The sequence below is a fragment of the Photorhabdus akhurstii genome, assembly GCF_019090985.1.
GTDB lineage: Bacteria > Pseudomonadota > Gammaproteobacteria > Enterobacterales > Enterobacteriaceae > Photorhabdus > Photorhabdus akhurstii.
On the sequence record NZ_CP020335.1, the window covers coordinates 3,217,396 to 3,236,212 of the forward strand.

The 18,817-nt window shown below is 39.2% G+C and carries 17 protein-coding genes; 10 read left to right on the forward strand and 7 right to left on the reverse strand.

Annotation, left to right across the window (positions count from 1 at the left end):
* Positions 1-54: 54 nt before the first annotated feature.
* A complete protein-coding gene (gene upp / locus B0X70_RS13905) occupies positions 55-681 on the reverse strand; it encodes a uracil phosphoribosyltransferase (RefSeq protein WP_036805138.1) in 627 nt (208 codons plus the stop codon).
* 225 nt (positions 682-906) lie between these two features.
* Between upp and purM the strand changes: the two genes are divergently transcribed.
* The 6 genes from purM (at position 907) to B0X70_RS25970 (ending at position 7,108) form a co-directional block, all read left to right on the forward strand.
* Entirely contained in the window at positions 907-1,947 is a 1,041-nt protein-coding gene (gene purM / locus B0X70_RS13910) for a phosphoribosylformylglycinamidine cyclo-ligase (RefSeq protein WP_036805134.1), read from the forward strand.
* Entirely contained in the window at positions 1,944-2,582 is a 639-nt protein-coding gene (gene purN, locus B0X70_RS13915) for a phosphoribosylglycinamide formyltransferase (RefSeq protein WP_217469598.1), read from the forward strand. Before purM ends, purN begins: the two co-directional genes overlap by 4 nt.
* Positions 2,583-2,695: 113 nt before the next feature.
* Positions 2,696-3,265: a spermidine N1-acetyltransferase gene (gene speG / locus B0X70_RS13920; protein WP_110087418.1), complete on the forward strand. Its 570-nt coding sequence runs from the start codon at positions 2,696-2,698 to the stop codon at positions 3,263-3,265.
* A 63-nt stretch (positions 3,266-3,328) separates the two neighbouring features.
* Positions 3,329-5,398, forward strand: a complete 2,070-nt coding sequence (gene ppk1, locus B0X70_RS13925; RefSeq protein ID WP_036805124.1) for a polyphosphate kinase 1 — start codon at positions 3,329-3,331, stop codon at positions 5,396-5,398.
* Positions 5,399-5,401: 3 nt separating this feature from the next.
* Positions 5,402-6,934: an exopolyphosphatase gene (gene ppx / locus B0X70_RS13930; protein WP_036805121.1), complete on the forward strand. Its 1,533-nt coding sequence runs from the start codon at positions 5,402-5,404 to the stop codon at positions 6,932-6,934.
* Positions 6,935-6,946: 12 nt separating this feature from the next.
* Positions 6,947-7,108, forward strand: a complete 162-nt coding sequence (locus tag B0X70_RS25970; protein ID WP_105397102.1) for a YfgG family protein — start codon at positions 6,947-6,949, stop codon at positions 7,106-7,108.
* 76 nt (positions 7,109-7,184) lie between these two features.
* Here B0X70_RS25970 and B0X70_RS13935 read toward each other — a convergent pair whose 3' ends face one another.
* From B0X70_RS13935 to B0X70_RS13945, 3 genes are all read right to left on the reverse strand, one after another.
* Positions 7,185-7,805 (reverse strand): EamA family transporter, encoded by a 621-nt coding sequence (locus B0X70_RS13935; protein ID WP_246593296.1) that lies wholly within the window; start codon positions 7,803-7,805, stop codon positions 7,185-7,187.
* A gap of 155 nt (positions 7,806-7,960) precedes the next feature.
* Positions 7,961-9,163, reverse strand: coding sequence for an IS256 family transposase (locus B0X70_RS13940; RefSeq protein WP_105395447.1), 1,203 nt, complete (start codon positions 9,161-9,163; stop codon positions 7,961-7,963).
* A 187-nt stretch (positions 9,164-9,350) separates the two neighbouring features.
* The gene (locus B0X70_RS13945) at positions 9,351-10,502 is read right to left on the reverse strand and encodes an ATP-grasp domain-containing protein (protein WP_217469599.1); all 1,152 of its coding nucleotides are present in this window, start codon (positions 10,500-10,502) and stop codon (positions 9,351-9,353) included.
* Between the two features lie 555 nt (positions 10,503-11,057).
* Here B0X70_RS13945 and B0X70_RS13950 point away from each other — a divergent pair.
* The 4 genes from B0X70_RS13950 to B0X70_RS13965 are packed head-to-tail and all read left to right on the forward strand — an operon-like array spanning position 11,058 to position 15,763.
* Positions 11,058-11,456 carry a RidA family protein gene (locus B0X70_RS13950; RefSeq protein WP_217469600.1) on the forward strand — a complete coding sequence of 133 codons (399 nt, stop codon included), beginning with the start codon at positions 11,058-11,060 and terminating at the stop codon, positions 11,454-11,456.
* A gap of 50 nt (positions 11,457-11,506) precedes the next feature.
* Positions 11,507-12,811 (forward strand): carboxyvinyltransferase, encoded by a 1,305-nt coding sequence (locus tag B0X70_RS13955; RefSeq protein ID WP_217469601.1) that lies wholly within the window; start codon positions 11,507-11,509, stop codon positions 12,809-12,811.
* Between the two features lie 28 nt (positions 12,812-12,839).
* A complete protein-coding gene (gene aroA, locus B0X70_RS13960; RefSeq protein ID WP_217469602.1) occupies positions 12,840-14,195 on the forward strand; it encodes a 3-phosphoshikimate 1-carboxyvinyltransferase in 1,356 nt (451 codons plus the stop codon).
* A 35-nt stretch (positions 14,196-14,230) separates the two neighbouring features.
* Positions 14,231-15,763, forward strand: a complete 1,533-nt coding sequence (locus B0X70_RS13965; protein ID WP_217469603.1) for an asparagine synthetase B family protein — start codon at positions 14,231-14,233, stop codon at positions 15,761-15,763.
* Between the two features lie 102 nt (positions 15,764-15,865).
* Here B0X70_RS13965 and B0X70_RS13970 read toward each other — a convergent pair whose 3' ends face one another.
* The 3 genes from B0X70_RS13970 to B0X70_RS13980 form a co-directional block, all read right to left on the reverse strand.
* Positions 15,866-16,552, reverse strand: a complete 687-nt coding sequence (locus B0X70_RS13970; protein WP_072165536.1) for a Crp/Fnr family transcriptional regulator — start codon at positions 16,550-16,552, stop codon at positions 15,866-15,868.
* 290 nt (positions 16,553-16,842) lie between these two features.
* On the reverse strand, positions 16,843-17,832 hold the full coding sequence (gene add, locus B0X70_RS13975) for an adenosine deaminase (protein ID WP_217469604.1): 990 nt from the start codon (positions 17,830-17,832) through the stop codon (positions 16,843-16,845).
* Between the two features lie 25 nt (positions 17,833-17,857).
* Positions 17,858-18,787, reverse strand: coding sequence for a nucleoside hydrolase (locus B0X70_RS13980; RefSeq protein ID WP_217469605.1), 930 nt, complete (start codon positions 18,785-18,787; stop codon positions 17,858-17,860).
* Positions 18,788-18,817 lie beyond the last annotated feature (30 nt).

Below are 18,817 nucleotides of genomic sequence, written 5' to 3' on the forward strand. Positions count from 1 at the left end.
TTAATATTCTTGCGTTAGAACCAAAAAAAGCCGACTCAAAAGTCGGCTAACTTATTATTTCGTACCAAATATCTTATCGCCTGCATCCCCCAAGCCAGGCACAATGTATCCCTGTTCATTGAGTCTCTCATCAATAGAGGCTGTATACAGTTCCACATCAGGATGGGCCTTTTCCAACGCGGCAATACCTTCAGGCGCGGCCACCAAAACCAGAACTTTAATCGACTGGCAGCCGGCTTTTTTCAGTAAATCGATAGTTGCAATCATAGAGCCGCCGGTTGCCAACATAGGGTCAACCACCAGAGCCATACGTTCATCAATATTGGAGGCCAGTTTCTGGAAATAAGGGACAGGTTCTAAGGTTTCTTCATTACGATAAACCCCTACGACGCTGATCCGGGCACTGGGAACATTCTCCAATACACCATCCATCATCCCCAACCCCGCACGCAGAATAGGTACGACAGTTATTTTTTTACCTTTAATCTGCTCAACTGCCACCGGACCACACCAGCCATCAATAGTGACTTTTTCAGTTTCTAAATCAGCAGTTGCTTCATAAGTCAGAAGGCTTCCAACTTCTGCGGCCAGTTCACGAAAGCGTTTGGTGCTGATATCATTCGCTCGCATCAGACCGAGTTTATGTTTAACAAGTGGGTGATTCACCTCAACGATCTTCATGGACTTCTCCTACTGTATGTCATGTCGCCAGCAGACAAAAAAACCGCGAGATTATACCCTCTTTTACCCATAACACCACTACCAATCCGTTGATTTTCATCAAACACAGCCCTACTTGCGAGAATTTTGATCCTAAACAAGAGTCTCGCAAACGTTTGCTTAGACTGTTAGAATTGTTACTATTCTGTCTTAATTTATCAAACGCAACCGCCTTGGGGGCTTCGAGTGACCAACAAAACCTCTCTTAGTTATAAAGATGCTGGTGTCGATATCGACGCTGGTAATGCCTTAGTCAACCGTATTAAAGGTGTTGTAAAACAGACCCGTCGCCCAGAAGTTATGGGTGGTTTAGGCGGGTTCGGCGCTTTATGCGCATTACCACAAAAATACCGCGAACCCATTCTGGTTTCTGGTACTGATGGCGTCGGCACCAAGTTACGTCTGGCAATGGATCTCAAACGCCATGACACTATCGGCATTGACTTAGTTGCAATGTGCGTTAATGACTTGGTTGTTCAAGGCGCAGAACCCCTATTTTTCCTCGATTACTATGCAACCGGGAAACTGGACGTTGATACTGCCGCCAGCGTTATCACCGGTATCGCGGAAGGCTGTCAATTATCCGGCTGTGCTCTGGTTGGTGGAGAAACCGCAGAAATGCCGGGGATGTACCACGGCGAAGATTATGATGTTGCTGGCTTCTGCGTTGGCGTGGTTGAAAAATCAGAAATCATTGATGGCAGTAAGGTTCAAGCAGGTGATGCCTTGATTGCCCTTGCCGCCAGCGGCCCTCACTCAAACGGCTATTCTCTGATACGCAAAATTCTGGCCGTCAGCAACACAGATCCAGAAGCAACCGAGCTTGAAGGTAAATCACTGGCAGATCACCTGCTCGCCCCGACAAAAATTTATGTGAAATCCCTTTTATCCTTGATTGAACACGTTGATGTTCACGCTATTGCTCATCTAACCGGTGGCGGTTTCTGGGAAAATATTCCACGTGTTCTACCTGAAAATACCCAGGCACAGATTAACGAATCCAGTTGGCAATGGCCGGCCATATTTAATTGGTTGCAACAGACAGGTAATGTTAGCCGTCATGAAATGTACCGTACATTCAACTGTGGTGTCGGGATGATAATTGCATTACCACCAACAGCCGTTGAACACGCTATTGAATTACTCACTGCCGCCGGTGAGAAAGCCTGGCATATCGGCTCTATCGCGACACTGCAAGAGGGTGAACAACAGGTTGTTATTAAATGAAAAGTATCGTTGTACTCATCTCTGGCAGCGGAAGCAATCTCCAGGCGGTGATTGATGCCTGCCAGCAGAACAGAATCAATGGTCAGGTTTGCGCGGTATTTAGCAATACAGCAAATGCTTACGGTCTGTTACGCGCTAAACAGACGGATATTCCCGCTCATGTTATTAGCCCGAAAGACTATGCAGATCGTCAGGCTTATGATGAAGCGTTGAAACATGCCATTGATCAGTATCAACCAGATTTGGTGGTCCTCGCGGGTTATATGCGTATTCTGACGCCAGATTTTGTTCAGCACTATCTTGGCCGCTTGCTAAACATTCACCCTTCTCTGTTGCCCAAATATCCCGGCCTGCATACTCACCGCAAAGCGATAGAAAATGGTGATACAGAGCACGGTACTTCCGTCCACTTTGTAACAGAAGAACTGGATGGCGGTCCGGTGATCCTGCAAGCTAAAGTTCCTATTTTTGCCGGTGATCAGGAAAATGAGGTTGTTAAACGAGTTCAGACTCAGGAACACGACATCTATCCGTTAGTTATCAACTGGTTTATCGAAGGGCGCCTAAGTATGGTTAATGGCAAAGCGTATCTGGATGGAAAGATTCTCCCTCCAGAAGGCTATGCCGCGGAATAATTTACTTATACCCTAATGGGTATATTAACGGCTAATTACAGTGCTGTGGTAACATACCCGGCACTGCGAACTATTATTAATTATGTTCCTTACTAAAAACACTGAGGTGCCAAATGTCTGGTGGTTCTCATACCCCACCTGTTAGGTTACGTCCCCTTGAACGGGAAGATCTCCCTTTTGTCCATCAATTAGATAACAACGCCAGCGTTATGCGTTACTGGTTCGAAGAACCTTATGAAGCTTTCGTTGAACTATGCGATCTCTATGACAAACATATTCACGACCAGAGCGAGCGCCGGTTTATTATCGAAAGCTCTGACGCCAAAGTGGGTTTAGTTGAATTAGTCGAAATCGACTATATCCACCGCCGGTCAGAATTTCAGATTATTATCGCTCCTGCACATCAAGGCCAAGGTCATGCAACCAAAGCGGCAAAACTGGCAATGGAATATGCATTTTCCGTCCTTAATCTGTATAAACTCTACCTGATTGTTGATAAAGAGAACGCCAAGGCCATTCACATCTATAATAAGCTAGGTTTCTATACTGAAGGCGAATTAATAGACGAATTCTTTATTAATGGTAGTTACCACACAGCCATTCGCATGTGCGTTTTCCAACATCAATATTTTGTATCCAAGGAAGATGAAAAAATGAGTCAGCAATTACAGACAGAAATATAGCGACAAACGACGCCCTGTCGTATTCAAAGTTTTAATACTTTTACCTTAACACCTGGAGTAACAATGTCCCAAGACAGGCTCTATACCGAGAAAGAACTTAGTTGGTTATCATTCAACGAACGTGTGCTTCAAGAAGCAGCGGATAAGAGCAATCCATTAATAGAACGGATGCGGTTCCTTGGTATTTACTCCAATAATCTGGATGAATTTTACAAAGTCCGTTTTGCTGATGTGAAACGGCGAATATTAATTAATGAAGAACGGGGATCGGCCACCAGCGCTCGAAATGTACTGAAAAAAATTCAGGCTAAAGTGGCTAAAACCGATCAAGAATTTGATGTGCTCTATAATGAATTGCTATTAGAAATCGCTCGTAATCAAATTTTTCTAATCAATGAACGACAAATTTCACCCAATCAACAAATCTGGTTACGTCAATATTTTCGTCAACATCTGCGGCCACATACTACGCCAATCTTAATCAATCCAGAAACCAACCTGGTTGAATTTCTGAAAGATGACTACACTTATCTGGCAGTTGAAATTGTCCACGGCCAGAATATTCAATATGCGCTATTGGAAATTCCGTCAGATAAGGTGCCACGTTTTGTTAACTTGCCACCTGAAATGCCGCACCGCCGCAAATCGATGATCCTGCTAGACAATATTATGCGTTATTGTCTTGATGAAATTTTCAAAGGCTTTTTCGATTATGATTCCCTGAACGCCTACTCAATGAAAATGACCCGTGATTCTGAATATGATCTAGCCACAGAGATGGAATCAAGCTTGCTCGAACTGATGTCATCCACGCTGAAACAACGGCTGACAGCGGAACCGGTAAGATTCGTTTACCAGCGAGAAATGCCAGACGAAATGGTGGAATTACTGCGTAGCAAACTTGGTTTGTCAAACGATGACTCAGTGATTGCTGGCGGACGCTATCACAATTTTAAAGATTTCATTAAATTCCCCAATGAGGGGAAGAGAAATCTACTCAATAAACCCTTGCCGAGATTACGACACACCTGGTTTGATAATTTCCGCAACGGTTTTGATGCGATTCGTGAACAAGATGTGCTGCTCTATTATCCCTATCACACCTTTGAACATGTATTGGAATTATTACGTCAGGCTTCTTTCGACCCAAGTGTACTTTCCATCAAGATCAATATTTATCGGGTAGCAAAAGACTCCCGCATTATTGATTCCATGATCCATGCTGCCCATAACGGTAAAAAAGTGACCGTCGTGGTTGAATTACAGGCACGATTTGATGAAGAAGCCAATATTCATTGGGCCAAACGACTAACCGAAGCGGGTGTACATGTCATTTTCTCAGCACCGGGACTAAAAATTCACGCAAAGCTGTTCCTTATTTCCCGTCTGGAAGGCGAAGAAATTGTTCGCTATGCCCATATTGGTACGGGTAATTTTAATGAAAAAACAGCTCGCCTCTATACCGACTACTCCTTGCTGACAGCCAATCCACAAATTACTAACGAAGTGCGCCGGGTATTCAACTTCATTGAAAATCCCTACCGTCCGGTTAAATTTGAAAACCTGATGGTTTCGCCGCAAAATTCCCGTGCGATGCTCAACCAGCTTATTTCACAGGAAATCGCCAACGCCAAAGCAAATAAGCCCGCAGGCATTACGTTAAAGATTAATAATCTGGTTGATAAAGAGCTGGTGGACCGCTTATACGACGCTTCAGAAGCGGGGGTAAAAATACGTCTGCTGATACGCGGTATGTGTTCACTGGTGCCCAATCAGCCCGGGTTTAGCGAAAATATTCAGATCATCAGTATCGTTGACCGTTTCCTCGAACATGATCGGGTTTACGTATTCACTAATGACGGAGATGAAAAAGTCTTTCTTTCGTCTGCCGATTGGATGACCCGTAATATCGACTACCGAATTGAAGTTGCGGTTTGCCTACTTGATCCACAATTAAAACAACGGGTATTGGATATTCTCGAATTACAATTCAATGATACGGTCAAAGCCCGTTACGTTGATAAAGAACTGAGCAATAGTTATGTGCCACGAGGAAATAAGCGGAAAATCCGGGCACAACTGGCTATTTATGACTATATAAAAGCCCTCGAACAACCTGAACCAAGAGCTTAATCTATGCCGCTAACACACGACAAGCCAACACCCAGACCAATAGAAATCGCGGCTATTGATCTGGGCTCAAACAGTTTTCATATGATTATCGCACGAATTGTTAACGGTGCATTTCAGATCCTGGGCCGCTTAAAACAACGCGTCCATCTTGCCGACGGCCTTGACCACAACAATCGACTAAGCGAAGAAGCGATGGAGCGCGGTCTTGCTTGTCTGGCTCTATTCGCAGAACGATTACAAAGCTTTCCTGCTGATAATGTTTGTCTGGTGGGCACTCATAGCTTACGTGAAGCCAGTAATGCAAAAGAATTTATCAAACGCGCTAAAGACGTTATCCCCTACCCGATTGAAATTATTTCCGGCCATGAAGAAGCCCGTCTAATCTATATGGGCGTGGAACATACGCAACCAGAAAAAGACCGTAAACTGGTGATTGATATTGGCGGCGGCTCCACAGAACTGGTGATTGGTGAGAATTTTGAACCATTATTAGTAGAAAGCCGCCGAATGGGATGCATTAGTTTCGCCCACCAATTTTTTCCCGATGACGAAATTAGCGCAGAAAAATTCCGCAGAGCGCGGCTCGAAGCTGCGCAAAAACTGGAAAATCTCTCATGGCAGTACCGCATCACCGGCTGGAACTCAGCACTTGGCGCATCAGGGACAATTAAAGCCGTATATGAAGTACTGGTCGCAATGGGAGAAAAAGACGGATTAATCACTCCTGAACGATTGGAGATGTTAGTCAAAGAAATACTCAAATTCAAAAAGTTAAAAACCTTTGACCTAGCTGGATTATCAGACGATCGCAAACATTTTTTTATTCCTGGTCTGGCTATCTTATGCGGTATATTCGATGCTCTGCACATAAAAACGCTACAACTCTCAGACGGCGCACTACGTGAAGGTGTTTTGTATGAAATGGAAGGCCGCTTCCGTCATCAAGATATTCGCCAAAGAACCGCCAAAAGTTTAGCTGAACACTATAATATCGACAGAGAACAGGCCAAGCGCGTACTTAATACGACTGAAACACTTTACCAACAGTGGGCAATGCAGAATCCCAAACTGGTACAACCTCAACTCGAAGCGATTTTACACTGGGCGGCAATGCTACATGAAGTTGGATTAAGTATTAACTTAAGCGGATTACAACGACACTCTGCCTATATTCTGCAAAACACCAACTTGCCGGGCTTTAATCAGGAACAACAATTACTGTTGGCAACCTTGGTTCGCTGTCATCGCAAAACAATAAAACTGGATGATTTACCAAGATTCAATTTATTCAAGAAAAAACAGTATCTGCCATTAATTCAAATCCTACGTCTGGCAACGTTACTCAATAATCAACGTCAATCCACAACCACCCCTGAATCACTCAGACTTGTTACTGATGATAGTCATTGGGCGCTCTACCTGCCTTATAATTATTTATCAGAAAACACGCTGATGCAGCTCGATCTGGAAAAAGAGCAAGGTTACTGGCATAACGTTACGGGTTGGCAATTAGAAATAGCCGAGGAATCAATATAGCGATTTTAAACTATGAAAAAAAAGAAACGATCTCAGATAATTAAATTGGTTTTACTTATCAGCTTTCTGATGTTATTTGGCCGTTTCATTTACTCATCCATAGCGGCATTAGAGCATCATCAGCAAAATAAAAAGGTCATAATAGAGAAAAGTGAAAATCATCAAATGAAATAATCAAGCTAGCGCCTAAATCAATGTAATTATTTCACTGTTTCCCCGAAGAATTCGGGGAAACAAACTATCATAAACGTCATAATTTCAAAAGAATAACACCCACTATTATTATCACAATGCCCATCCACTGAATTTGGCTCAACCGTTCTCCGCGAATAAAAAAACCTAATAACGCAGTGACGCCACTTGCCAATGAACTCAAAACGGTAACAACTGCAACATGTCCCGTAGCAGAGCCGTAAGCTAATGAAGCAAACCCTATCAAACTAAAGAAACTAATTGAAAAAACCAGAGCAACAATTGAAATCGGCGGTAACGATAAATTCCCTTTTTGTAACAACGTGAGGAACAAAAGAACCACAGCGGTTAAATAGTAAACCCATAATGCATTGATAACACCCAGATCTTTAACAGCAAATTCCCCTTGCAGCCAGAAGCCCAAACCAAACATCAATGAAGATAAAAGCGCGAAGAAAATTGAACCAGATGATTCTCGTTGTCCATCTTTTGATTTCGGTATACTGGTTAGACAGGCGCCAACAACACAAATAAATAGACTAAACAAAACCAAAGCGGTCATTGGTTTCCCATTTATCAGTGACAAAATCGTGGTAACGGCCCCATAAAGCGAAACAATCGGCGCGACAATAGAGGCTTTGCCGATCGATAACGCTTTAAGCAGAAACACCATTGCCATTAAATTGCAAACCGAAGCAACAACACATATAGTCAGTTGCAAGAAGCTTGCATTAACAAACGACATCTCAAAATAAAAAAACAGCAGCAACGATAAAACAAAAAAACCAAATAGCTGGAGGGCGTTCAGAATTCTGTGTCACGTTAATTGAGCGGTTATAACGTTATCACATTATCCAAACGTCCTTCAAAGTAAATATAGAGTTGCGACAGCGTTAGATTCCAGCTCTGTATTGGCATTGTCCATTTTTCCTGTGCATTGAGAAGCCCCAGATAAAGCAGTTTCATCAGACTGTTTTCGTTCGGGAACGCCCCTTTAGTTTTTGTCAGTTTCCTGAACTGACGGTGGACTGACTCGATGGCATTGGTTGTGTAAATCACCTTGCGGATGCCCGCCGGATAGCGGAAATAACCCGACAGGTTACCCCACTTACGACGCCAGCTCTGGATGACTACCGGATACTGTTGACTCCATTTCGCCTCCAGTTCGTCCAGTGCGCTTTCTGCGGCGTCTTTTGAGACCGCACGATACACGGGTTTCAGATCAGCCATGAAGGCTTTATGGTGCTTTGAAGCCACGTATTTGATGGAGTTACGGATCTGGTGAATGACGCACAGCTGCACCTCCGTTTGCGGGTATATGCTGTTGATGGCTTCCGGGAAGCCCGTCAGACCATCAACACAGGCAATGAGGATATCTTTCAGTCCGCGGTTTTGCAGGTCTGTCAGCACGGATAGCCAGAAGTTTGCGCCTTCGCTTTCAGACAGATACAACCCAAGGATTTCCTTTTTTCCCTCAAGATTGAGCGCCAATACGGTATAGACAGCCTTGCTGACGTAACGACCCTCCTCACGGATTTTGTAGTGGATGGCGTCCAACCAGATAAAGGGATAAATGGCTTCCAGCGGGCGCTGCTGCCACTGTTTTAGCTCGGGGAGCACCTTGTCCGTGACGGCGCTGAGGGTGGCGCTGGAAACGCTAAAGGCGTATAGGTCTTCGATTTCCCGGCTGATATCGGTGTAGCTCATCCCGAGGGCAAACAGGCGGATAATCTTCCGCTCTATCTCGTCTGATAACGTGGTCTGGTGCTTCTTAACCAGTTGGGGCTCAAAAGTCCCATTACGATCCCGTGGTGTAGCCAGTTCAAAGTTGCCGGTCGGGGCTTTGAGGGTCTTTTTGGTAGAACCATTCTTCCGGTTGGCCTCAAGGTCATTAGCCAGATAGGAGTCAAGTTCGGCAGCCAGAGCGGCTTCAGTAAGCTGCTTAATCAATGGGGTCAGGATGCCATTCTTACCGGTCAGTGCCTGACCCTCCTGAAGTGCTTTCAGGGCTTTGTCGAAATCGAAAGATTGAGTCATTTGTCATTCCTTTTTGAGATATATTACTGGAATGACACAGAATTTCTAACACTCCCAATAGCTGACTGTAGAATAAAGATTTAGCAACGCCGACTTTTCTTGCCACTTGTCCTGCCAAAAAATCAGTACTTCCCCAACACAATGCTGAAATCAACCCCATTAAAATAGCCATAATGATGATCTCTTATTAATTTGTTTTTAACTGTACGCTGCTAGCAATACGTGTCGCATTTTCCATCGCTTCCTCACAACTATTACCATAAGCCAGAACATAACCGACAATAGAACCAAAGTTTTTATTTTTTGATGAATTTTTACTTTTCGATGAACTTTCACTTTTAAATGAAATAGTAAAAGGTGTTTTTTTAAATCCTGCGGAGATGAAATAAGGAATATCAGCATCTATCCTGATATCATTTACCATCCCTTCACCACGATAAAAAACAAATGCATCAGCGACAAATGGATAAACTCTTTCCGATTCTGGTGATATAGAACTCTCGATACCACAAACAAAATCGACCAAGTATTTAACCATATTAATCCCAGAGGTCATGAAGATCTGTTGAGCCGCTCTAGCGCCCGCTATACGTAAATTAATTTCAACCAATACTGGCCCGCGTGAGGTATAAATAAATTCTACATTTATTGCGCCACCTCGTAATCCCAAAACAGTTACCCACTCTTTAATAAGCTTACAAACCATTGTAAACTCAAATTCAGGCAGCTCAGCAGGATGAGATAAACCTATCATACACAGGTCATCGTCAGGAGAAACAAAAATTCTATTGATACCAATTACATGCCATTCATCATGACTATAAATTAATTCCGCGCCATAAAAATTTCCTTGCAGGAACTCTTCTATCAAGAACTCCTCATTGACTTTTCCAAGCATCGACATTGTGCCATTAGATGAAATTTCTGAAATTACATGGCGGTAATCATCTAGAGATTTACAAAGTGATACTCCATAAGCCCCCGCATCACGAAGTGGCTTAATAACAAACGGAAAAGGAACTTTAGGATTTTCTGGAATATTATTATAAGGAAAAACCGCATAGGCAGGTTGTTCATAACCATGTTGCGCCAGAATATCCCTAACATTCTTCTTACTAAATGCATTCCTCAAACCATTGATATCCGGGTGAGGTAAACCAAATTCTAACGCCACTTCAGACGCAACAATCATAAAATCATCATAACAGCCCAAGATCGCGGCAATAGGAATGCAGTTATCTTTAATTAAATTAATGATATCTGTACTACTTCTCGTATCTAAATAATAAACATTATCAAATAATTCCGTCTTCAAATCATCATATAATCCTTTATTCATCGATTCCATTGACGTAAACAATACAGGAGAAAACCCTAAATTTCTAATATAATCAATCGCTTAACATTCAACCGGTCTTACTTCAATAAAAATAAAAACGCCCATATCCACCCCATCATCAGTTAACAATTATTATTTTATACCCATCTTATTCACTCTTTAAATTATCCATTTTTATTAACAAATAAAATTTTCATCAAAATTAAGACAACCTAATCATCATGTATAGTTCCAACTAAGGTGACTTTCAAATACAAAATAGTCGAAATACAACCAGATTCATCTCTTTAATATATAACCAATTCAATAATAATAGAAATTTTTCCATAAAAAACAATTTTATTGTCAAGATAAAATATTTATTCATTTTTTTAATAAGGAAATAAACAATTATTCCATTTTAATAATTAGTTTTATTTGACATATCAGACTTTGTATACTTTTATTAATACTACATTGATTTACGGATATTTTTTAGTTAATGGAATAAATTGTTTAAATTAATTTATTATTCCCAAATTTTCTTCTTATATATTTTCATTTATAGGAGTATTTATGTCATCTCATGAAGTTAGAAAAACAGTATTCAGCCCCTCCCCGTGGGAAAATAAAATGGGATATTCAAGAGGAAAAAGAGTTGGCAATCAAATCTTTATTGCAGGATGTGTCGCCTCAGATGGCGATGGAAATGTTATGGGAGAAAATGCTTACGAGCAAACTCTATTTATCATAGAAAAAATTGAGAAATATTTAAAAGAACTTGGTGCAGAACTGACTGATGTTGTCAGCACAGTAACACATTTAACAGATTTCCAACATTTTGATGATTATTGTCGAGCATTTAATGATAAATTTGGCGATATACGCCCGGTCAATACCACCATTGCCGTTAAATCGATGGTGAAACCAGAACATTACGTTGAAATTACAACTATTGCCATCGACAGCAAATAGTCAAATTAAAGAATAATACCAATGGTAATTGATCTACCTGGAGGCTTGGCATGAATAAAATTAGCGTGCTCCCCGGCTCTACTCTTAATGGGGAAATAGTCATACCATCATCTAAGCCTCATATCCAAAGAGCGCTACTATTAGCACTGTTGAATGAAGAAACAACTACCGTAAATAATATATCGTGGTGTACCGAAACAGAAGATCTCCTTATTGCTTTACAACAATTTGGGCTGCAAATTCTGGACAGAGGTAAAAATCACATCATATTGAAAGGAGCACGTCCAATATATCATTGTAATGGGATTATTAATGCTAATGGCTCTGGTATGTTATTTAGAATCAGCGTCGCTTTAGCCTCACTGACGGAAAAAGAAGTTTATATAAAATGCAATGATTCACTGTTTAACAGAGAAAGCCTATATGATGAATCATTTTTTTCATATCTAAATATATTTGTAGAAAAGCAAAAAGAAAATATCGTCATGGTTTCCAGGAGAATATATCCATCACAGTCACCATTAAACTTCAATAAGAGCACCCAATTCCTGTCATTCTCTCTTTTGGTTTCACCATTTATTAAAGGAAAAAGTCTTATCATTAACAACAACGGTGAAATTAAGAATGGATATGTCGATATAACAATTAACATGATGGCGTTACTGGGGAGCAAAATCACCCGCATAGGCAGTACATTTATTTCAACTGAATATCAATCAAAGGATATTACTATTAATATCCCTTCGGATTTCACATCACTAAGCTACATTGCTTCATCAATATTAAGTATTAATCGACCAAGCAAAGTCACCATAAAAAGTTATTATCTTGGGAATACCATTAACGAAAGAGTACTATTTGACATATATAAAAAATTTGGTATGAATTTAAACTATAACCCAATTAAGAATGAACTTAATATCAGCCTGGAGGGGAAATATAACGCCATTACAGATGAAATCCATTTAAATGAACTCCCTTCCGTTGCCACTAATATCATCGCGGCGGCAATTAATGGTAATGGGGATATCACATTTTCCGGTCTTAATGCTATAAATAATCATAAATGCCAACGGGCATTTATTATCAACGAAAACATACGCATGATGGGAGGCAAAAGTTATTTAATTTTTAATGATACTGGGGCTTTCAACAAAATAAGGATTAACGGTAACGGGCCATTAAACGGAGGCGTTGAAATATTCAGCTACTATGATCATCGGATTTGCGCATCCAATATTATTGCATCACTAGGGGCAAGAGAACGAACAACCGTTAATCATATACATAAATTAGATGATGGTTTTCCTGGATTTATCCAATCCTTAAATTCTCTCGGGGCTAGAATAAGTTAGCTAACAGTATAATAAGCGAGATAAAAATATGAAGTATTATGGTAATAATCATCCGCCATTTATCGAAATAAATAAAACTAAATCACTAAATGGTTCAATAACTTTACCTGCCTCAAAAAGCTCTTCAACTCGCGCCATTCTGACTGCATCATTAACGGAAGGTACAAGTAAAATAAATAACATGGCATCAGGGAACAATACAACAGCAATGAAATTAAACTGTTCCCGTTTAGGAGCATCATTTAATAGTGATATTACAGGGACAATCGTAGAAGGTATAGATATCAGAAAGATTGATAAAAAAATCATCTTTAACCCAGGTAATTCTGGCGTTGTCTTACGATTATTAATGGGTGTATCCGGTTATTTACCTGATACTGAATTTATTACAGAATACCGTCACTCCCTGGGTACACGTTCACAATCAGAAATGGTCAATGCACTCAAATTACTCAATATTCAGTGTACCGCCGTTGGGCCAGATTCACTTTTACCAATAAGCATAAAATCAAACAGAAATATCGGTAATTACACTGAGATTTCATGCAGAAAAAGCTCTCAATTCCTGAGTGGACTACTTTACTTAGGCGCTATCAGTGAACGAGATCTACAAATAAAAGTCACCGACACAATTACCGCGCCATCGATGGTTCACACGACAATTAATAATTTGCGCAAAGCCGGCATCAATATTGAATATGACGATAAATTCCGCAATTTCTTTACCACAGGAAAAAGTCGATTTATCCCATCAGAATTTAGCGTCGGCGCTGATCCCGCCAGCACGGCAGCGATCCTTGCACTTTGCGCCTCACTGAATTCTGACGTCACCCTAAACGGTTTCTTTGAGGAAGAATTAGGTAACGGCGCGGTAGTGGATTATTTAATTAACAGTGGAACGAAAATCAGCTTTATCAGAGAAGATTGTCTCAATATTCGCTCTGGCGGCCCCCTGAAAGCACAGGATTTCGATGGTTCACTGGCGCCAGATGCGGTACCTGCACTTGCTGCATTAGCTGCGTTTGCCGATGGTAAAAGCGTTTTCTATAACATTGAGCATATCCGCTATAAAGAATCAGATAGAATTTCCGATTTTCGGCGAGAATTAGACAAAATAGGAATTAGATCAGAAGAAAAGCTAGATCAATTAATTATTTATGGTAATCCATATGGATATAAAGGCGGTGTTATTGTTGATGGTCATTACGATCATGGATTAATCATGGCGCTCACCACAATAGGTTTACATTGTGATGAGCCGCTTATTATTAGTGAACCATATCATGTTGGTCAAACTTATCCAGAATATTTCGCCGAAATATCCACATTGGGCGCCAACGTGAATGAATTAAAATATTCTGGCCCTATACCAGAAGACGTTTAAATATCATTGATAACTCTTAACCAAAGGAATTCACTATGTGTGGAATTGGTGGTATTTTTAATACAGAAAACAGGCTTATTGATGATATTGAAAATAAGCTACATACTATAATGTCAAAAATAGCACATCGAGGTGATTCATCTCGGTTTAATGAAAAGGTTGTCAGAAATAACTTTGCAATCGCAACCAACAGACTGGCGATTGTCGAACGTGATTCAGCCTATCAACCCATATCAAATCAGGAACATGATCTTCATCTTGTGCTGAATGGTCAAATTTATAATTATAAGTCTCTTCGAAATGAATTAATTAAACAAGGCTATCAATTTAAAAATGGTGGCGACGCAGAAGTTGCCCTAATCGCCTACATTCGCTATGGCAAGTCATTTATTAAAAAATTAGATGGAATGTTCAGTTTTATTCTATTTGATAATAAGAATAATAAATTCTTATTAGGAAGAGATCACGTCGGCATAAAACCACTCTATTACACCCAAAAAGAGGGTAACTGGTATGTAGCATCAGAAATAAAATCATTGATCGAGTTTAATTCAGAAATTAAACCCGTTGAACCCGGTTCAATTTTCGACGGCTTTACCAGTGAAAAATATATTAGCTACGACACAAATATTTCCGCAAGCAACGATAACTTCGAACAGGCAAAAGAAAAAGTCTATTCACTTTTAGATAATGCCGTCAAAAAGAGGGTTGATACAGATCTACCTATATCAATCATGTTTAGCGGCGGTATAGACAGTACCATTGTGCTCTATCTTGCACACAAATATCACCACAATGTTACAGCAATTTCATTTGGATTACCCGGCTCAAAAGATATTGAAATTGCCCAAAGATATTGTTCTGAGAATAAGATAAAACACATTATCTATACCTTTACTCAGGAAGAATTAATTAATAACATCCAAGATGCTATCTATTATGGTGAGTTTTTCGAACAAATTGATGCAATTGATTCGAATATTGCTCACTTTGGTTATTATATCGCTAACCGCCTCGGCTTTAAAATCGCTCTATGTGGAGAAGGCAGTGATGAAATTTTTGCTGGCTACGATCTATTTAAGACATATCCCGATCCCCATTATCTCTCCCTATATAGATTAAATAATCTTCATAGAACTGATTTACAAAGAGTCGATCGGGCAAGCATGAGAAATACGGTTGAAGCACGAGTTCCCTTTATGGATTCAGCATTGGTTCCTTATGTTTTAAGTCTGGATTTTTCTTACAAACTCAATAACGGAGTAGAAAAACATATTTTACGTGAAGCATTCAGAGGAAAAATACCCGAATATATCATTGACAGACCAAAAATAAGAATGCCAGATGGTAGCGGGGTAAAAAATACTATCATAGATTACGTTAAAGATATTAAATGCGATCTACCAAAGAGCGTTGTTGACAACCTTAATACTATCGGCTTAACCAGCCAAAGCGCTCTCTATTTCGCTAAAAAATATCTCTCTTTAGGCTATCCACTACCAAAAGAACGTTTCAAAGAATCTGGTAAAGATTTCTCAGAATCTGGTTACTTTAATTTCATATCATAATTTCAACATTGTGTGAGACTGTAATTTAAATTATGTTGATTGCTGCATTGTTTATCCTACTAACAATGCAGCTATTTGGGAAAATAGAATTTCTTATTTACATCACTTAACATCTAACTGGAACTCAATATCCTTTTTTAAAAAATCATAATCAATAATTTCAACTCTCTTATTTTTTGACATAATGATTCCTTTCTCATTCAAACTCTTAATAGCCCTATTTAATTGCCTAACTGAAACACCTAAAATAGATGCTAAGTCTTCCCTTCTCTCTAATATCTGTACAAATCCATTTCTTTTCGAATTATAATAAAGAAATCGCTTTAATTTATCCTCAACAGTCAAAAATACTCCCGACCGAAACAAAAATGACTCGAAAAGCTTATTACTGAGTTGTTTACAAACAAATTCAAGAAATCCAGGAGCCGTTAAGCCAAATGTTTTCACCGTCTCTAACGGTATTGATAGAAGTACTGACTGCTCCTGAGCAAAAATAGTATTAATTATGTTATTCTCTTGGGAATGAAAAAGCTCTAAATCTCCAATAAGAAAAAGAGGAGTAGCAAAGGCAAAAACAAAGAATTTGCCATTAACATTATAAAACTCAACCTTAAGTTTCCCCTCAACCAAAATATAGAGATGAGTAAAATTCGATGACTGATGCGTAAGATAAGCATTTTTCTTAACATCAACCACCTCCAATTTTTGCATAAATTCTAATGGAAAAATGCTATCAAGATGATATTTATCAATATAATTTTTCAGCTTTCTCTGTTTACCCAGACACATATTTAATCCACTATATCTTAAATCACATTATACCCGTTATCTTTCAAGCTGCCTCTTTGTTGGCTGCGTTCACTCACCCCGGTCACATAGTTATCTATGCTCCCGGGGATTCGCTCCCTTGCCGTCGCGATGCAACTTGAAATCCATAGGGTATATAACTAAGTATATTTAAATATTTCCGATCTTTCCATTTATTCTCCATAAATTTCCCCACTAAGATATTTACAGATTACAGATTTAATATAAACTTTTTCAATTGTACATAAAGATGAATAAAATAAAATTTTTCACTACGATAATCTAATTATTTCCTTTTCTAATCGATTTTTCAATTCATTACTAGAAAAGGAAGCCTGTAATGCATTCAAATTTGTTTCAATAAAATCACTATATTGCCAATCAAAATATCGATTAATCCTCAAATATTCTTCACATAAATTTATATTTGCAACTGTCCGGGCATCCGTATTAATCCCAATATTGACACCAATCTCTTTTAAAAGATTAACTGGATGGTTTTCATAGATATCATAAATATCGCAAACAATATTACATGTCGGACATATTTCTAAATGTATATTTCTTTCTATAATAAGATCAATAACATCTCGATCTTCAATGCTTCTGACACCATGCCCTATACGAGAGATATTTAATTTATTAATAGTCTCACGCACACTCTCAGCCCCTTTCGCTTCGCCTGCATGTGCAATAACATTTCCACCATTTTCCAACACCATTCTAAACGCCCTCAAATGCGCATTGAGTGGATATCTTGCCTCATCGGCAGCAAGATCAAGAGCAACAACACCATATTTAACATATTCATTGACTAGATATGCGGTTCTCAAACTTTGATCTTCTGAAAAATGCCGCAATGTACACAATATTAAACCGGCTGCTATATCATATTTAATTGAAGAACTTTTCATTGCCTCCAAAACAATTTCCACAATATCGCAGTCACTTAACCCTAAACGAAGATGCAGTAAAGGGGCAAATCTAATCTCAGCATAGACTACGTTATCGCTTTTTAGTTGTATGAAAAGATCCTCAACAGCATCAACTATTACCTCCCTTTTTTGCAGTAAATCCAATGAAGGAGTAATCTTATTTAAAAAATCACCTAAATCATGACATTTTTCAGAGGCAATATATTTTTCACAAAACGACTTCTGGGTAATATCAGGAATAAGTTTTTTAACGAAATGATAACTCAACCCAGTATCAAGATGTGTATGTAACTCCACCTTTCTCAGTAAATCAGGATTAAAATTCATCTTTTATCCGCCTATATGATTAAAATTATGACAATAATGCAAATAGTTTATTCTTAAATACTCTCCCCTTGATCTTAGTCACCACAGTCATATTATGGGGATGATTGAGAAGATCGGTTGAATCAATAACTAAATGCCCATATGAACGTACACTTTGATATTCAACATAACCATACGCCTCTAATTTATCCTCTATCATTTCATTCGGATATAAAGCAATAGCCATTGTTATAGGATCAGGCAGATCAAACCCCTTTCTATTCGTCCTTCCCGCATTAAATTCAATCAATGTTCTATTACAGCTCACTGCAAACTGGCCAAGATCACCTAAAGAATTTAATTTATCCATATCGGATTCATCAATAAAAGCCTCTTCCATACCTAGCTCCCATCCACAAAATATAAGAGGCAATCCAGAATTCAATACTATATGTGTTGATTCAGCATCAACATAAATATTAAATTCAGCTAACGGCGTAATATTACCTGGCTTCATCCCTGATCCACCCATAATATAAATCATTTTGACAAATTTATATAAATCTGGCTCTTTCAAGACAGCCATTGCAATATTTATCAACGGCCCCAAAGTGATTATTTCTATCTCACCTGGGAATTTTTTTACGATATCAATAATTGCATCTACTGCATGCTTATCTTCTGCTATTAATGAAGGCTCTGGTAAATTCATATTACCCATACCATCTTTCCCATGAATATGATATGAAGCATAGTGTTCTCTAAATAACGGCTTGCTCATTCCTTCATATACCGGAGGAATATATGTTCCTGCTTTCTCAATACTAACTAACGCATTTTTCCTACATTGAGCAACAGCACAATTACCGGCAACAATGGTGATACCCTCAATAAAAACTGATGGCTCACGAAGCGCCATCAGTAATGCAACTACATCATCAGAAGCCGTATCTGTATCAATAATAAAATGTCTCATAGACTACCTCCCTTTATTATGTTCCTTACA